Origin of the sequence: Catonella morbi ATCC 51271 (assembly GCF_000160035.2) — a bacterium.
GTDB classification, from domain to species: domain Bacteria; phylum Bacillota; class Clostridia; order Lachnospirales; family Lachnospiraceae; genus Catonella; species Catonella morbi.
Genome location: NZ_KI535366.1, coordinates 579569 through 596599, shown reverse-complemented (window position 1 = coordinate 596599; position 17031 = coordinate 579569). Strand labels below are relative to the sequence as shown.

15 protein-coding genes and 2 pseudogenes are annotated in these 17031 nt (G+C 36.0%); 12 read left to right on the top strand and 5 right to left on the bottom strand.

Annotated features, from left to right (window positions below; genetic code table 11):
• Positions 1–5 precede the first annotated feature (5 nt).
• Complete coding sequence (locus tag GCWU000282_RS16560) at positions 6–146, bottom strand: hypothetical protein (RefSeq protein WP_023353455.1); 141 nt, start codon at positions 144–146, stop codon at positions 6–8.
• Between the two features lie 241 nt (positions 147–387).
• Between GCWU000282_RS16560 and GCWU000282_RS02680 the strand changes: the two genes are divergently transcribed.
• Positions 388–1074, top strand: coding sequence for an ABC transporter ATP-binding protein (locus tag GCWU000282_RS02680; protein ID WP_023353454.1), 687 nt, complete (start codon positions 388–390; stop codon positions 1072–1074).
• A 264-nt stretch (positions 1075–1338) separates the two neighbouring features.
• Here GCWU000282_RS02680 and GCWU000282_RS02675 read toward each other — a convergent pair.
• Positions 1339–1696: pseudogene (locus GCWU000282_RS02675) on the bottom strand (IS30 family transposase); the annotation flags it as partial.
• 13 nt (positions 1697–1709) lie between these two features.
• Between GCWU000282_RS02675 and GCWU000282_RS16210 the strand changes: the two are divergent.
• The 5 genes and pseudogenes from GCWU000282_RS16210 to GCWU000282_RS02660 all read left to right on the top strand — a co-directional run bounded on the left by GCWU000282_RS16210 (position 1710) and on the right by GCWU000282_RS02660 (position 5317).
• Positions 1710–2054: an integrase core domain-containing protein gene (locus GCWU000282_RS16210; protein ID WP_408605479.1), complete on the top strand. Its 345-nt coding sequence runs from the start codon at positions 1710–1712 to the stop codon at positions 2052–2054.
• 342 nt (positions 2055–2396) lie between these two features.
• A pseudogene (locus GCWU000282_RS16205) lies at positions 2397–2627 on the top strand (type II toxin-antitoxin system YafQ family toxin).
• A 97-nt stretch (positions 2628–2724) separates the two neighbouring features.
• Positions 2725–3927 carry an alpha/beta hydrolase family protein gene (locus GCWU000282_RS02670; RefSeq protein WP_023353452.1) on the top strand — a complete coding sequence of 401 codons (1203 nt, stop codon included), beginning with the start codon at positions 2725–2727 and terminating at the stop codon, positions 3925–3927.
• A 48-nt stretch (positions 3928–3975) separates the two neighbouring features.
• Positions 3976–4656 carry a transposase gene (locus GCWU000282_RS02665; protein ID WP_023353451.1) on the top strand — a complete coding sequence of 227 codons (681 nt, stop codon included), beginning with the start codon at positions 3976–3978 and terminating at the stop codon, positions 4654–4656.
• A 367-nt stretch (positions 4657–5023) separates the two neighbouring features.
• The gene (locus tag GCWU000282_RS02660; RefSeq protein ID WP_023353450.1) at positions 5024–5317 is read left to right on the top strand and encodes a type II toxin-antitoxin system RelB/DinJ family antitoxin; all 294 of its coding nucleotides are present in this window, start codon (positions 5024–5026) and stop codon (positions 5315–5317) included.
• A 309-nt stretch (positions 5318–5626) separates the two neighbouring features.
• On the opposite strand, the gene GCWU000282_RS02655 is transcribed toward GCWU000282_RS02660, so the two are convergent.
• Positions 5627–7159 carry an ATP-binding cassette domain-containing protein gene (locus GCWU000282_RS02655; protein ID WP_023353449.1) on the bottom strand — a complete coding sequence of 511 codons (1533 nt, stop codon included), beginning with the start codon at positions 7157–7159 and terminating at the stop codon, positions 5627–5629.
• Positions 7160–7934: 775 nt separating this feature from the next.
• Here GCWU000282_RS02655 and fic point away from each other — a divergent pair.
• Positions 7935–8540: a protein adenylyltransferase Fic gene (gene fic, locus GCWU000282_RS02650; RefSeq protein ID WP_023353445.1), complete on the top strand. Its 606-nt coding sequence runs from the start codon at positions 7935–7937 to the stop codon at positions 8538–8540.
• 87 nt (positions 8541–8627) lie between these two features.
• Here the strand turns inward: fic and GCWU000282_RS02645 are convergent, their stop codons facing one another.
• A complete protein-coding gene (locus tag GCWU000282_RS02645) occupies positions 8628–9836 on the bottom strand; it encodes a linear amide C-N hydrolase (protein WP_051384108.1) in 1209 nt (402 codons plus the stop codon).
• Positions 9837–10009: 173 nt separating this feature from the next.
• Here GCWU000282_RS02645 and GCWU000282_RS02640 point away from each other — a divergent pair, with 173 nt between their 5' ends.
• The 3 genes from GCWU000282_RS02640 (at position 10010) to GCWU000282_RS02630 (ending at position 11977) form a co-directional block, all read left to right on the top strand.
• Positions 10010–10564: a TetR/AcrR family transcriptional regulator gene (locus GCWU000282_RS02640; RefSeq protein WP_035039095.1), complete on the top strand. Its 555-nt coding sequence runs from the start codon at positions 10010–10012 to the stop codon at positions 10562–10564.
• Positions 10565–10663: 99 nt separating this feature from the next.
• Positions 10664–11488: an MBL fold metallo-hydrolase gene (locus GCWU000282_RS02635; protein WP_035039093.1), complete on the top strand. Its 825-nt coding sequence runs from the start codon at positions 10664–10666 to the stop codon at positions 11486–11488.
• Between the two features lie 210 nt (positions 11489–11698).
• Positions 11699–11977 carry a glutaredoxin domain-containing protein gene (locus GCWU000282_RS02630; protein ID WP_023353441.1) on the top strand — a complete coding sequence of 93 codons (279 nt, stop codon included), beginning with the start codon at positions 11699–11701 and terminating at the stop codon, positions 11975–11977.
• Between the two features lie 118 nt (positions 11978–12095).
• Here the strand turns inward: GCWU000282_RS02630 and hcp are convergent, their stop codons facing one another.
• Positions 12096–13943 carry a hydroxylamine reductase gene (gene hcp / locus GCWU000282_RS02625; protein WP_023353440.1) on the bottom strand — a complete coding sequence of 616 codons (1848 nt, stop codon included), beginning with the start codon at positions 13941–13943 and terminating at the stop codon, positions 12096–12098.
• Positions 13944–14131: 188 nt separating this feature from the next.
• Here hcp and GCWU000282_RS02620 point away from each other — a divergent pair, with 188 nt between their 5' ends.
• Positions 14132–15064 (top strand): GTP-binding protein, encoded by a 933-nt coding sequence (locus tag GCWU000282_RS02620; RefSeq protein ID WP_023353439.1) that lies wholly within the window; start codon positions 14132–14134, stop codon positions 15062–15064.
• A 164-nt stretch (positions 15065–15228) separates the two neighbouring features.
• Positions 15229–16938: an EAL domain-containing protein gene (locus GCWU000282_RS02615; RefSeq protein ID WP_023353438.1), complete on the top strand. Its 1710-nt coding sequence runs from the start codon at positions 15229–15231 to the stop codon at positions 16936–16938.
• Positions 16939–17031: the final 93 nt, after the last annotated feature.

Sequence of the window (17031 nt, the reverse complement as noted above, 5' to 3'; positions counted from 1 at the left end):
AATACTTAATCTTCATCTTCGGCAATATCCCTAATTGTATACTTACCTCTTCCGTTTACTGTTAGATAAACAGGGGAGCCGACAGAGACTTTTTCCAGTACGGTATTGTAATTGCGAAGATCTGAAACAGGGCTGATATTAGCCATCAAATCACATCCTTTCAAGGATATTTGACTATTTTGTATTGCAAATTGCAAGACTTTTGTGCTGTCTGTATCGCAGTGTATTTACTGAGTTTTATTTATATTGATTATTTCTTCATCGCCCTTGTCTAAGCCCAAATCTATATAAACAACAGTATGAATTATAATAGATATTTTTGTTATACTTTTATATAATAGAATTACATATACACACTATATAAGTTCAAATGTGAGGAGAAAATAAGTGCTTAAAATAACCAACCTGCGCAAATCTTTCCGCAGCAAAGAAGTCCTGAAAGATGTATCTTTTGAAGTAAAAAAGGGAGAGATAGTCCGTCTTTTAGGCAACAACGGAGCAGGAAAAACGACTATTATAAACTGCATATTAAAAATGCTTAAGCCTGACTCCGGAGAGATTGAGCTTGATGGAAAAGCTATAGATAAATGCAAAAATAGTGAATATTTTAACAAAGTAAGCGCTCTGCTTGAATCCAGTACCAATGTGTATGACTATCTTACCGGTAGGCAGAATATCAAGTATTTTGCAAGCTTATCAAATATTGACAGTAAAAGTGAGGATATAGAAAAATACATAGATGATTTTGAACTTAGAGAAGCTATAGATAAGCCTGTCGGGGAATACTCAAGAGGAATGCAGCAAAAACCGGCTCTTATAATCTCCCTTATGCAGTCGCCAAAGCTTCTCTTATTAGACGAGCCAACGCTTGGCTTAGATATAAAAAGCAAAAATTCAGTTATCGACAACCTGAACAGACTGATAAAAGAAAAAGGCATGGCTGTGATACTTACAACGCATCAAATGGAAGTGGTACAGAAGCTAAGCGGCAGGGTCTTAATCCTAAAATACGGGGTAGTCAAGGATTTCCCTGAGACTGTCAATGACAAAAATCAAATTTATATAGTTTGGTGAATTGAAAAAGTAACTTCCACACTTGAGTTTAGATTTTTTATTTTAGCCAAAGGGTGGAAGTTACTTTTTACAAATTTTGTATAAATTAAAATCCGATGTATACATTGTCTGAAAAAAATGCTATAATCAGCCTTGCAGGAAGAGTATGACCTAATTTTTTGCATAACAAACAGGAGTCGAGTTTACCTTCCAAAATCCGGAATAAGTAAAATCCACCCTTTATGCATGGGTTAGAAGTTCATCTTTTAACCGGCGATTTCCGCCTTATTTGCCTAAAAGCTTAGGAGTTAGGGTAATTTCATCCGGTGAAATTTTTTTGGATACCTAAACTCTTTAATATTTTTTTGCCATATTGAAATGCAAAAATATCATAAGAGCTTTTGTTTCCATGCTTCGCCCTTGAATATGAATTGATGTGGCTCATCATAAGGTTTATGTCTTCCTGTGTATAATTAGTAAAATCCACACCCTTTGGTATTATTCTTCTTATCATTTCATGGTTGTTTTCACAGCCGCCCTTTTGATAAGGGGAAGACGGCTCGCAGTAAAAGACCCTTAATCTCCTGTTGCCCTGAGCATCAAATTCAAGTGCCTGCGGATTTGAAAACTCGCTTCCATTGTCAAAGTTGTCCTGAATTCGGGATAACTCTGACAATGGAAGCGAGTTTACGGAGCGTTTTAAGGCCAACTCCACTTCAAACCTCACCTTATTCCAAAAACGTCTGCATGAGTACGGGATCACACATAAGCAAATCCGACCCTATACGCCAAGACATAATGGAAAAGTTGAGCGGAGTCACCGCAAGGATAACGAGCGATTCTATGCTACCCATAGCTTCTATTCCTTTGAGGACTTTTCTCAGTGGCTTAAGCGCTACAACCAGAGGGATTACAACAACTTCCCTATGCGTCCTCTTGGGTGGAAATCACCTCAGTCTATCCTTACGGAGTTCATTCAGCTGGGTGTAACATATGTTTGACAAACCTACAGTTGGAGTAGATGAACACAAAATTCCTTTGGAGTTATCTCACGCACTCGGCTTTTTGCCCCTCTTGACCGGATAACAAAGGGGAAATGCTGGCAGATAAGATTTGTTCTGCTGGGGTAGGCATAGGCGGTTAATCGTGGCTATAGTGAAGTGAGATGACTATAATAACAGAGATTAGTCAAGTACAGCTATAGGACGGTGATGATAACAATGAGTGTACGACGATATGAGCACGCCCTAAACAGATGATTCATCTGTTTAGACGAGTAGAAAACAATTAAACAAATACAAATAATTGACAATGTAAATTATATGGTTTACAATAGATAACGGATTAAAAAGCGAGGCTTAGAGATGGCACTCTTAGATGAAGTGATTGAAAAACTCCGTCTATGACAGACACTAGATGAAAAATACCGTGACCACGAACTCAAAGGAAACTTTGTTAGCTTTAGGGAATGTCATATCAAACCAGATTGGCTCTTGATTTATCTGATTGAAGATGATATTTTGACCCTAACGTTAGCCGATACAGGCAGTCATGCGGATTTGTTTAAGATGTAAAGACAGTTCAATTTGCGTTTGTCCTTTAATTAATCCACCCATAAATAGTTCTCAGGCAAGTTATAATAAATTAGGAAAATAAGAATAGAGGTAAATCATGAAGGAAAGTGAAGTCATCCTAAAACGACAATCAACTAGATTATTTTTTAAAAATGGTGATACAGATTTTTTCTTTAATTGGTTATTAGGAGTTGGTGAAATTTTTGGTTTTTCACATGGAGAGCTTTATTACCTTGCACAAAAGCTGGGAAAATCGCCAAAACCAAGTGCTTGGAAAGAGGTTTTTTTATCTCATGCTAACTACCTTGCACAAAAATTAAGTAATCCAGATTTAAGTGAACAAACTAAAGCTCAATACTACCTAGCACAAACCTATTCTATCCGTTCGGCTATCCAATTTATCAATCCCTTTTCTGAGGAATATCTACCTACTGTTCAACAGATGGAAAATGCTTTTAAAGGCGCTATTCGTTCATTAAAAGCGCCTATTGAGGATTTGACTATTCACTATCAAGAATCCTATTTACCCGGTTATTATCTACATAATGGCGATGATTGTCCAACCTTAATTATGATTGGTGGTGGGGATACGTATCGGGAGGATTTGTTTTATTTTGCAGGATACCCCGGCTGGAAGCGAGGTTATAATGTTTTAATGATTGATCTTCCTGGTCAAGGCTCTAATCCAAGTAGAGGACTAACCTTTGATGTGAATGCTGCTACTCCAATTTCATTATGCATTGATTGGTTGCAAAATAAGAATCCTAAATTAAATCGATTAGCTATTTATGGTGTTAGTGGAGGCGGTTATTTCACTGCTCAAGCTGTTGAACAAGATGTAAGGATTCATGCGTGGATTGCCAGCACACCAATTTATGATGTTGCCGAACTGTTTAGAAAAGAGTTTGGATCCAGTTTAAAAACTCCTAGTTGGTTGATGAATTCTATTTTAAAACTGGTCGGAAACTTAAATGAGTCTGCTGATTTAAATCTTCAAAAATATGCATGGCAATTTGGAACTACTGATTTTAAAAAGGCTATTGATGAAGTTTTTAAACGGGCAAGAGGTGTAAACTATCAAAAAATTCAGTGTCCCTGTTTATTTATCATGGGAGAGGGAGAAGGTGCAGAATTGCAACGTCAAGCAAAGGTGGTTTACGAAGCCGTTAAGTCCAAAAATTCCCATACTAAACTTCAAGTATTTGAAGCAGAAAGTGGAGCGGATGCCCACTGTCAAGTCAACAATTTAAGACTTGTCAATAATGTAGTCTTTGACTGGCTGGATACTTTGTTTGAGTAAAATATAATATAATCCCACAGAGGTTATTCCGCAAATCTTGTCGAAGCTGTGGATGAAAAAAGCTCCGTAGTAGTTGATTATCAATACGATGTTAACACCACAAGTGATGCTTCATTCGTCAAGGAATATATTCAAAAATCCGAGGCTTTGAAAGATACCGAAATTCTTACAGCAGACAGTGCATATGCAAGTGAAGAGGCTTCCGGACTTGCTGCAGAAAAAAATATAACTTTGTTAACTACCGGACTTCTAGGACGTAAGCCAAAGGAGATTTTCGGGAAGTTCACTCTTGATAAAACAGGCTCTGCCATAAGCAGTTGTCCTGCCGGTAACAGTCCAAAGAGAAGTTCCTACATAAAGCAGTCATATTCAATAAGGTTTTCCTTTAACAGAAACCAATGTGAAGTATGCTCGTACCGTGAACAGTGCAATCCTAAATTGAATCTCAGAACATCAGTTATGCTCATTCCTTTAAAATCTAGGAGACGTGTTCTTGAATCAGCGTATGGATTGGATGAAGAGGCAAGGACATTCATAACCCGGATTAGGAATGGGATTGAGACTGTTCCGTCAATTATCAGAAATAAATATAGGGCAGATAAAATGCCGGTCAGAGGCAAGCTAAAGACAAAACTGTTCTTTGGCTTTAAGGTTGTTGCCCTGAATTTCAGTAAACTGATACGCTTCACTAAAAAAAAGCTTAAATGCATAACCTTTGAAACGGTATAGGGAATAAAATACCCTTGAATTTCTGATTTTTAATTAAAAGCACAGCTTTATTCAGTTGTCAAAGACCAAACGTAACTTTTAGCATAGCTGGGAGTTATTTTAAAACCAACTTTTGACACCCACATCATATAATGGTACAAGTGTCAAAAGCATTAAAATTCGAGAGGGGCTTGCTTGCAAAAGAATTTTACATCTTTTGACGCGCAAACAATATGAATAAGCAGCCATTTTTCGAAGAAAAATGAGTGGATTATGAATATTGTTGCAAGGACCCCTGAGGCATAAGCCGTAGCAATCCTGTATCACTTTGTATTGTCTTTGTTTGCAAAAGGCGATACTATGTATGTAAAAACAGGAGGAGAATGCTATGTCTAAAACAGCAAATATCAATGTCCGTATTGATCCGGAAACAAAGGCAAGTGCCGAGCAGTTATTTTCAAGTTTCGGAATTACCGTGACTGATGCTATAAATATTTTTCTTCATAAATCCTTAATGGTGGGAGGGCTTCCTTTTGAAATGAAGCAGCCCCGTTTTAACACGGAAACAGAAAATGCCATCAATGAAGCAAGGCTTATTATGTCCGGAGAAATTCCGGCCAAGTGTTATACTTCGGCAAAAGAATTATTTGATGAACCCTCTGCTCATTTATGCAATAAATAAATCTCAGTTGATCCTTACAGCCTCCCGAACAGGAAAGCATTCTGATTTGTTTTGAAAATGGGAAGTCTCCATACAGATAATTTGTTTATATTTGTAATGTTGACTTTAATGGCCATATCTGGCAGTATTGACAGTATTCTCAGAATTAAAAGCAAAAATAAGCCCGGATTATTTACCTCAAAAGTTACAATATCCGGTGAACATTCAAACAATTAAATTTTGTCTGTGCTATGGAAGATTTTCATTAAAATACCTCCTGTTGCAATAATATCATAAGACAAAATTTTAATCAATATTATTAGTAAAATATTACTTTAACCCATCTTTTGACAAAAAGTATACCTTATCACATACCTCATCAATAAACTTCCTGTCATGAGAAATGCTGATAATTGCTCCGGGGAACTCTCTTAGAATTTTCCTGATAACAGGGCCGGAGAGAGGAGAGAAATTCCTTGTCGGTTCATCTAAGATAAGTACATTTGCACCTGATAAACTCATTTTTAAGAGGAAAATCTTTGCCTTCTGTCCACCGGAAAGTTCGGAAATTGAATGTTCCATTTCATCGGTGGTATAGTTTAGGGAACCTAAATAAGTACGGATTTTGGTACTTTCTTCCTTATCTCCGCTTGGACATAGATATTCTACAGGTGTTATATTTAATTGCAATAATTCTTCATAATTCTGTGGCATATACTCAGCCTTAATGTCTGTTCTGGCAAGCAGGTTTTCAGCAATTTTATGAAGCAGAGTTGTTTTGCCCGCTCCGTTTTTACCTGTGATACAGACTTTTTCAGAACCGCGAATTTTTAGAAAAATATTTTCAGAGAGAATCCTCTTTCCGTCAGGAGTGAAAAGCTTAGACAATTCATAGTCAATCACTGTTTTACCTGCCGGAATAGCAGAATTTTTACTTCCTAGCTTAAAAAAGATGGCATCTTCCTGCCCGGGTTTATTTGTCATATTTTCATCTTCACGTTCAAAACGATGTGCCATAGACTTTACACTATGCATTTTCTTCTTTAGAAGCCTTCCGCCGGCCGGATCACTCCTAGATATAGTTTCTTGTGCATGGTCTACACTCTGATAAATGCGCTTTAATTTTTCATCACGGATTTTTTTGGCACGTTTATCATTTTTATACTGTCTCTCCTGATTTTCAAAGTTTGTCAGACGTTCTTCTTTATATCTGAGATAAGGAAGCCTTGCTATCGTATACTTGCTTACTGTTTTTCTCTGAATCTGTTCAAGATGGATTATCATATTGGCTGTGTTTTCAATCAGTACCTCATCATGAGAGATAAATAAAACAATATGTTTCCAGTCTTTTATTATATGCTCGAGGAGTTCCAAAGTTTCTATATCGAGGTCATTGGAAGGTTCGTCAAGCAGAAGTACAGTCGGCTCTGAAAATAAAAGTTTCATTAGTCCTGCCTTTACTTTTTCACCCCCGGAAAGAGTTCCCATTAGCTGTTCGCTATAAAAAAAGTCTGTAGGAAGATTAAAATCTTTTGCCATTTTGCTGAGAGCCTTGGGAGCCTGTGAGAGAAAACTATCTTCTTGCATAAAAAACTCATATATGCTTAATTTGAGATACTCTGCCGGAAGTTCCTGTGGGAGATAAGCAACACGCTCTTTAGCTTTTATTATTTCCCCTTTGGTTTCACAGTAATCATCAACAAGTTTATCGTCATAAATCCATTTTAAAAGTGTTGATTTTCCGTTTCCTTCCTCGCCTATAATGACAGCCTTATCTCCGTCATTTAGGGTACAGGAAAAATCATTCAGTATAATACGCAAATCTTTTTTATGTGTAATGGTTGAATTTTTTATCTGTAACATATATCCTCCTAATATAAAGTGTGTTCTTGCACATACTTCGCGCGCGAGCGGTGCCGTGAGGCAAACTTCCCTGCCACGAGCTGTGCATCCCTCGGGGAAATTTTTGTTTAATAGGAAATTTCAAAGAAAAATCCTATTAAGCAAAAAAGCCTGCTTCAGATTTCCTGAAACAGACTATGTTACAATCTTTACACTACCGGATAAATATACACCATATAAATTTGTGCTTGGCTAAAAATTCATAAAGATACATTGCCAAATACAAAAAATACACAGGTAATCAGGTAATCAAGATTTATAAGTAATCTAATTCAGGAAAATTGACAGACCTGTCTCTAAAAACTTTTGGTCTGCTATCACTCTGTTAAATTACTTATTATTAATCATTCTGTCACCTGTCACTGTGTGCCTTTCATTTTTATCTTCTTTATAATACCAAAAAAAGAAATTTTGTCAAGGGAAATGCTAAGAAATTCTAAATTTTTAAGTAGAATAGTTTTGAAAACACAAATTATTTGATATAATGATACAAGTGTCAAAAGTATAAAAATTCGATGCAAGCTTGCTTGCAAGAGAATTTATTATCTTTTGACACGCAAAAAATATGAGTAAGTAGCCGTTTTTTGCAAAAAAATGAGCGGATTACGAATATTTTTACAAGGATTGCGGGAGGTGAAGCCGAAGCAATCCTGTATAATTGGGTGTCAAATACTTTTGACACCCACATCATATAATATAATGCAGATAAACATACTATTTTTAAAGGGGATAAAAAATGTTACTTGATAATAAACTGGGTATAAGTGATTCTTTTAAACTTGCTGATGAAGAAGAAAAAATCAGTAAGAAAAAAGCGTTGGAAATGTTTCAGACAGGATTTTTAAATAGTTTACAGGCAGGTTCACTAGAAGCACTTATTCAAATTCATAAATATTTATTTGAAGATATATACGAATTTGCAGGTCAGCTAAGAACAGTTAATATAGCAAAGGGAAACTTTAGATTTGCTCCTGCAATCTATCTTAATGAAGCTCTTAAGAGTATAGAAAAAATGCCACAATCAACCTTTGATGAAATCATAGAAAAGTATGTTGAAATGAATATTGCCCACCCTTTCAGAGAAGGAAACGGAAGAAGTACGAGAATATGGCTGGACTTAATCTTAAAATCAACACTTAATAAGGTGGTAGACTGGAGCAAGGTAGACAAAGATGATTATTTATTGGCGATGGAGAGGAGTCCGATAAAAGACATGGAGATAAAACACCTTCTTTACGTGGCCTTGACCGACAAAACAGATGACAGAGAAGTATATATGAAGGGTATTGATTACAGCTATTATTATGAAGGATATGCTACCTATAAAACAGAAGAACTGTAAAATAAAATGACTATCTCGTTAAAACTATGAGATAGCCACTTTTTATGTATCAGCTGTAATATCAATCTAATTTTACTTGTAAAGGCATTATTCTGAAGCCTTGGTGTTCTCTAGGTCTAAAACAAAGGTATGCTCTTTTTCACCATAATGCTCGTTATCCACCCAAAGAGCGGTCTTGTCAGTAAGGTTGTAGACTACACTATGAATGGTGAGAGAGTTGCTGTCCTCATTTTTCATTCCCCTGCGTCCCACTATGGCAAGAGTTTTCATTCCTTCTTCTTCATCAGCTATCACACCGTTTTTAGGAGCAAGAGCACTACTAAGCATCTGAAAACGATCAACACCATGTGCTTCCTTCTCAGGCACATCTTTATAATAACCATCTGAAAGTATGTAGTTGGTAATTATCTGGTAATTACTATCCTTTGCAGGATCATTATAAATTACATTAAGCTTTCTTTTAGAAGCATCGTTATCAGTAGAGTCTGTGCCGTTTACCCATTCCAAAACAGCACTTTTACCGGTCGCATCTGCAATCATATAATGATAAGAAGTCTTGGCTGAGTCATGCAAATCATACTTTTTAATCATTTCAACAGCTTCTTCAACATTATCGGCATAATCAAGCACCATTCTCAGCATAGTCGTACTTGTGAGGTCAGGCTTATCAGTATTTATATCGGTAGGTACAGTTTTTTCTCCCTGATAGGACATAAATATACCACAGCTTACTCCCGCATCATTTACTCCGTCAAGAGGAGCATAAGGGGCAGCAAGACAAAGTATCTTATCTTTTACTCCGGTTATTCCCGTATCAATATTAACACTTACAAATTGAAGGTCAACAGTGGAAACAGAAGCATGTCTGCCGTTTCCCGGTTTGGTATGAACTATCATTGTATTTGTCTTTTTAAAATCATAGTTACGTCCGAAAATGCGTTTTCCGTCATTGGCTGAAGCTGTAAATGCAGAGCAGGCAATCTCGGAGTTCTTAATATTCATAGGGATGATACCCTTGGTAATCTTACCGGTAATGAAACTTATAAGCTCACTGTCATTTTTTGCACCGTTCTGCTTTAAGAAATCATCAAAATAATAATCTCCCGATACCTTCATAGTATACACGGCACCATCACTGTGTTCCGGATTGGCATCACTGATTTTTTTAATTGAGGCTACAGTTGATATTTCGTTGTGCCAGATTACAAAAACCACTGCAATAAGAATGATGACTATACAGGATATGGTAATGAATATACCTGAAATCAGCCTGATCGGCCCTTTTTTTGTGTTCATTTTAACTCCTTTTGTTGATTTAATCTTCATGTAGGTTTACAATAAGTTGGTAAACACCTATTGTTTGACTAGATTATTATAATTTTATGTAAAAAATCTATCAATCATCAATAATATATATAGTGTTGATTAAAACAACAATTATGATGATTGTGTTGATAAACGGAGAAAATATGGATGTCAGAGTTAAGCTAACTAACCTAATGATAAGGGAGGCTTTTTTTAGTATCTTAAAGCAAAAGCCTTTAACTAAGGTAACTGTTAAAGAAATATGTACTGTTGCGGGAGTGAACCGCACAACCTTTTATAAATATTACAAGGATACCTACGATTTATTAGAGCAGATAGAGGATGAGCTTATAGATAACTTACAATTACACTTGGCTCATATTAACAAATCCGGCCTTTCAGACATATTTACAACAATCCTTACCGATATATCTGAGAAAAGGGAGACGTATGTTATGCTTTTTTCTGAAAGTGAAGGCAAGTTGTTTCGTGAGAGACTGTTTTCGCTTTGTTATGAGGATAATAAAAAAGTGATTCTGGAATTTTTCCCTAAGCTTCCTGAGGAAAAGCAGGAATGGCTGTATTATTTTATAGCAGATGGGTGTAACAGTGTTTTAAGACAATGGATTCATGGAGGATTTAAGCAATCAATAGAAGAAATGGTTGAATTTTTACAGGAAATTATAAACACGATAAATAAATTTGCAGACTTAAATTGATATAATAATCGGAGAAATTTCCTGTTAAAAAAACTTTTAGTTGTAACATTTATGTGTTATACTGTAAAAGATGATTATTCAATTTTGGAGGACAAGATAGTGGCAGATTTTCAGGATAAAGGTATATATTTGGGACATAGCGGGTTTTTGCTTGAACTTGAGAGCGCAACTTTGATTTTTGACTGGTATCAGGGAGAAATTCCGCCTCTAAGGGGAGAAAAACCGGTTTATATATTTGCAAGCAATATCAATCAGGGACATTTCAGACCGGAAATATTCGGAGCGGTTGAACAGCTTCCGCATGCGGAGATTTTCATAGGATATGACCATTCGATTTCCGAGGTGGATACATTTTTAGACAGCCTGCCTGAAAAAATTCAGGATCATGTAAGCTGCTTTGCCGGAGAGGCACGTCTTTATTCTGAAAATGAAGAAATGCTTGTAAGCTCTGTTACCGCAACAGAAAACGGGGTGGCTTTTATAGTTGAAATCGGAGGAAAAACTATTTTCCATGGCGGAACTCTTTATCTTAATCAGACAGCTTCGGAAGAAGACTATAACAAATGGTATGAAAAAATGAAATTAGAGCATCCTGAACTGAATATAGCTGATTATGATAATTATCTTGAGCATTGTGAGGATGAGTTTGAAAAGTACACCGAGAAGCTTAAGGGAAGGAACTTTGATTATGCTATGCTGCCTCTTGAGCCAAAGTATGGCGATATAGGTGTGCGTACAATTAAAAGATACATGGAAGTAGCTGATTATAAGACCTGGTCACCGATGCAGTTACATGGAATGTATGAGGTGGTGGATGAGTTTGTAAACGATTACCCTCAGTTTGCTAAAAATATGATAGGAGTAACTACTAAATCAGGTGTTAAAAAGGCGATAAAGTCAGGAGAGAAGTATAACTTATACTAAATTATTAGCGAAACATCTTGTGAAGTATCGTAATCAAGGCACAGGCATAGAACTACGATATTTTGCAGACGTTTGATAATACACCACACAGGTATAGACCTAAAACTGCTTCTTCTACTGTAATATACAGAACAAGAGGTCTGTAATCTATGGTGTGATTAATTTAGACTTATTATAAATATATATAGTCACGGAAAGGCTGGGTAAAAAATGATTACAATTTATGGAAGTGCAATGTGCCCTGATTGTCAGAATTGTAAGTATAATTTTGACAAATATGGTGTGGAGTACAAATTTTTAGATGTACATACAAATTTGCAGTATTTAAAAGAATTTCTTTATCATAGAGATACCAATCCGGTATTTGACAGGCTTAAAAAGGTATATGATATCTGTTATCCTGCCTGCATAGATGAGGACGGAACTGTATTTACTGATTGGGAGACGTATCTCAGAAATAAAGGACTGGAACCCGTTTATCTGGCATAATTTTTATTTAGAATATTAAAAGCACATAAACTAAGTGTATAATCCTTAAACGGAAAGCTTAGAATATGTGCTTTTAATTTATATTTAGACTACGCAACTAACAACATTAACATTAAACTTATGCATTTGCAACTTCATTTAATTTTTCTAAAAGCTCATCGGAATCAAGACCGTGTACAAGGCATGCATCATCAAGTGATTCCATAAGTGAAGATGGGCAGCCTATACAATGCATTCCTGCATCCATAAGTACCTCTGCAGCATCCGGATATACCTGTAATATATCACCCATAAGCATATCACCTGTAATCTTATCACTGCTGTTTGAAGACTTTCCAAAGAAAAGCTCTATATCGTCTTCTACAGTTCCGATTCCTGCTATACCGAAGTTCTCTACAAGAACTTTCGCTACATTTGGGCTGAGAAAGGCAGGAAGTGTAGGTCCTAAGTGAATATCCTTAACTCCGAGGTAGAGGAGGGCAAGAAGAACTATAACTGCTTTCTGCTCATACCAGGCTATATTATATGTAATAGGAAGGTCATTTATACTCTCTACTCCGAATACTTCCTTAAGCTTAAGTGCGATAACTGCAAGTGAGTATGAATCATTACACTGACCTGCATCAAGTACTCTAGGTATGCCGTTGATATCACCTAAATCAAGCTTATTGTACTTATACTTGGCACAGCCTGCTGTAAGTATAACCGCACTCTTTGGTAGAGCCTTGGCAAAATCGGTGTAATAGTTACGGCTCTTAGCTCTGCCGTCACAGCCTGCCATAACTACAAAACGGCTGATAGCACCGGATTTAACTGCTGAAACAACCTCTCCTGCAAGAGAAAATACCTGGCTGTGTGCAAAACCGCCGATAATCTCTCCTGTCTCAATTTCTGTAGGAGGAGGACATTTCTTAGCCTGCTCGATAATTGCTGAAAAATCTTTAGTTTCACCATATTTTCCGGGGATATGCTTGCAGCCCGGGAAACCTGCAGAGCCTGTAGTATAAAGTCTGTCTTTATAGCTGTCTTTAGGAGGAACTATACAGTTTGTAGTCATAAGGATAGGTCCGTTAAAGCTCTCAAACTCCTCTTTCTGTTTCCACCAGGCATTACCGTAGTTACCTACAAGATTTGTATATTTCTTAAGTTCAGGATAGTAGTGTGCAGGAAGCATTTCTGAGTGTGTATACACATCAACACCGGTACCCTGTGTCTGTTCAAGCAGCATTTCTATATCTCTAAGGTCATGTCCGGATACGAGGATGCCGGGATTTTTGCCAACACCGATATTTACCTTGGTAATCTCAGGATCACCGTAAGCAGTGGTGTTTGCAGTATCAAGAAGAGCCATACCCGACACGCCGTATTTACCTGTTTCAAGGGTAAGTGCTATAAGTTCATCTACAGTAAGACTGTCATCAAGGGTTGCAGCAAGTGCTCTCTGTAAAAAGATATCTACTTCCTCATCATCCTTAAGAAGGGCATTAGCATGCTTTGAATAAGCTGAAAGCCCCTTAAGACCATAGATTATAAGCTCACGAAGAGAACGGATATCTTCATCTTCGGTAGAAAGTACACCTACGGTTTTAGCCTTCTCAGGGAAGGTTGCCTCATCACCGTTCCAAAGAGCGGCAGCAGGAAGACAGACTGTATCCTTCACACCCTTTAAAAGCTCTTCTTTAACAGTAAGAGTTTCTATTATCTTAGCTTCAATAGCCTCCTTATCAAAGTTTGCATTTGTGATTGTAATAAACAGATTGAGTGTGATAAGGTGGTTTACTTCCGCACTGACAGGAGTACCTTCTTTTCTGAGGGCAGTAGTTACAGCTGAAATTCCCTTGGTTACATAAATTAAAAGATCCTGAATATTAGCTACTTCAGGAGTCTTACCACAGACACCGCTTACTGAACAGCCTTTTCCGCCTGCAGTTTCCTGACACTGATAACAAAACATTTTACTTTCCATGTTTACCTCCGTATTATTTATATATTTTCATTTATTTACTAGCATAGTCACATTATAATGTTATTGTGAGAATAAATATGTTGTTAAAACAACAAAAATAAAAATATTGACAAATTTCTTAAGATTGTTATAAGGTAGTATTAAGAAAATGGAAGAAAATGACGATATAATATCTTGTGGAGGTTTAGATGATCAAAATCGACTTAATAACAGGTTTTTTAGGCTCAGGAAAAACAACCTTTATAAAAAAATATGCAAAATATCTCATTGATAGAGGCCTTAAAATAGGCATACTTGAAAATGACTATGGTGCAATAAATATAGATTTGATGTTGCTTGGAGATCTTATAGGGGACAACTGCGAGCTTGAAATGATAATTGGCGGAGGAGATCTTGAGACTCACAAAAGACGATTCAGAACCAAACTGATTGCAATGGCAATGAGTGGCTATGACAGAGTTTTAGTAGAGCCTTCCGGCATATTTGAACCTGAAGAGTTTTTTGATTTACTCCATGAAGAACCTCTCGATAATTGGTATGAGATAGGAAGTGTGATAAATATTGTGGATATTAGCTTTGAAAGCGAAATATCAGAAGCCTCAGAGTATCTGCTCGGAACCCAGCTTTCAAGTGCGGGAGCCATAATATTCAGTAAGCAGGAAAAGCCTAAGTACAAAGACGAAGCATGTTCTATAGCTTACTTAAACAGTATTCTTGAGCGGATAAGGTGCAAAAGAATAATAAAAGAGGATGATATAATATCATCAGTAGGAAAGTTTGATAATTGTGATTTTTCAAGAGTTACGGAAGCAGGTTATGTGCTTTCTGATTATGAAAAAAAGTTTTTTGAAATAAAAGACTATTCTTCTGTGTTTATTATGAATTCAGCCATTACAAGGGAAGAATTAGAAAATAAGGCGAAGGATATATTCAGAAATTCTGACAGGTTTGGGAAGGTAATCAGAATTAAAGGTTTTATAAAAGAAGATGAAAAGTATTATTTTATAAATATGACAAAAAACACAATGGATACGGATGGTATAGAAAGAGGACAGGATATACTGACAGTGATAGGCGAAGAACTTAATGAAACTGAAATAAAAAAGATGTTAAATGAATAAAAATGAATTTCTCGAATAATTAAAGTATAATATTACAACTTGATAAAACGCTTAAAATAAGGCTATAATCCGGATAAATAATTAACGGATATTTGTATTAAATTGCATAATTTATCATCAATTAGTGCTGATTATAATTTAGAAATTTGCAGAGAGGAGGGTATATGGCAGACATTTACAGGGAAGATCCCATAGACAGGGAAGAAGTCGGAAAATATTTCCCGCAAATTTTTGATGTTTTTTCTAATACTGCCGGCGGAAAGTATACTTTCTTTATTAATATAAAAAACGATTATGCTTACTGGTCCGATGATACGGTTGAATATTTTGGACTTTCAGGGAACAGAGTTTTTAACCCGGTAAAAGTTTGGGCAAATAAAATTCATCCTCTTGACAGAAAGATGTTTCTTGATAATATTGAAGAGGTTTTTTCAGGAAGACTGGAAGAACATGATCTTACATACAGAATAACAAATAGAAATGATGAGTATATTACCTGTTCTTGCAGAGGAAGGGTAATATATAACGATTTGGGAGAGAGGCTGTACTTTGCCGGAACTTTGATAAATCATCAAAATAATGTGTTTATTGATCCGGTTACAGGACTTTATAATAGAACAAGTCTGTTTTCACGTCTGGAGGAATTGCATAGAAATAAAAAGAAGTATTATTTTTTGATGACAGGGTTAAAGCATTTTTTTAAAGTAAATTATTCTTACGGATATGACTTTGGAAATAAGATATTAAATACCCTCGCTGATATATGGCGCGATATAAGTGATAATAATATGGTATTTAGAACCGAAGGCACTAAAGCGGTTATGATTTTTGAAATGAGTAAGTATACCAAAGAAGAGGTTGAAGAGATATACAGGGAAGTTTTAGATAAATTCAAAAAAGGTGTAATAGTTGAAAATCATACTGTGTTTTTAAGCTTTTATGCCTGCCTTTATCAATCAGACAACCTTGACCTTGATATAAATACTATATATAATTGCTCTATTTTTGCGGCTAATAAAGCAAAAAGGGAAGAAATAAACGAAATTTTCCAGGTTACTGATGAGTTGTTTTCTGGGAACAAGTTTTTAATGGAAAAGCTGGAACATATACGTAATTGTATACCGGATAATTTTAAGGGATTCTATTTGGTTTATCAGCCCATTGTTTCTGCTCAAAGCGGAGAATTGATAGGAGTAGAAACACTTATCAGGTGGAAAGATGAGGCATACGGATTTGTTCCGCCAAGTGAGTTTATTGAGTGGCTTGAAGGTGATGCAGTCTTTTATGATCTCGGAAATTGGATAATAAGACAGGCAATCAGAGATACACGTAAGATTGTGGAAAAATATCCTGACATGCTGATTAATATCAATTTGGCTTATCCGCAGTTGCAAAATTCCAACTTCAATGCTGATCTTTGTAAAATTATGGAAGCTGAAGGTTTTAATCCTAAGAATTTTAATTTGGAGCTTACAGAACGTTGTAAGTTTAGTAATCTGGAAACTTTAAAAAGCAGTATTGCCTTTTTCAAATCAATGGGAATCAGCAGCGCTTTGGATGACTTTGGGACAGGCTATTCCGCACTTGACCTTATGATGGAACTCCAGGTAGATGAAATTAAAATAGATAAGAGTTTTATAAAGGATATTGACGAAGACTGTTCAAGACAGAGTCTGCTTAAGGCGATTACTGTCTGTGCAGATGAGCTTGGAAAGAAAATTTGTGTAGAAGGCATAGAAACTGACATAATGGCAGATTATTTGTATAATCATTTTAAGGTTACTAAGTATCAGGGATATTATTTCTCAAAGCCGCTTGAAAAAGATAACCTTATTGAGTGGGCAGTGAAAAATAAGGAAGATTTTGCAAAATAACAAATGTATGGTTGAATGAAAATTTATCAAACAACCATACATTTTTTTATGTAATAGGAAATTTCTCCGAAATTCCCTATTACATAAAAAGCT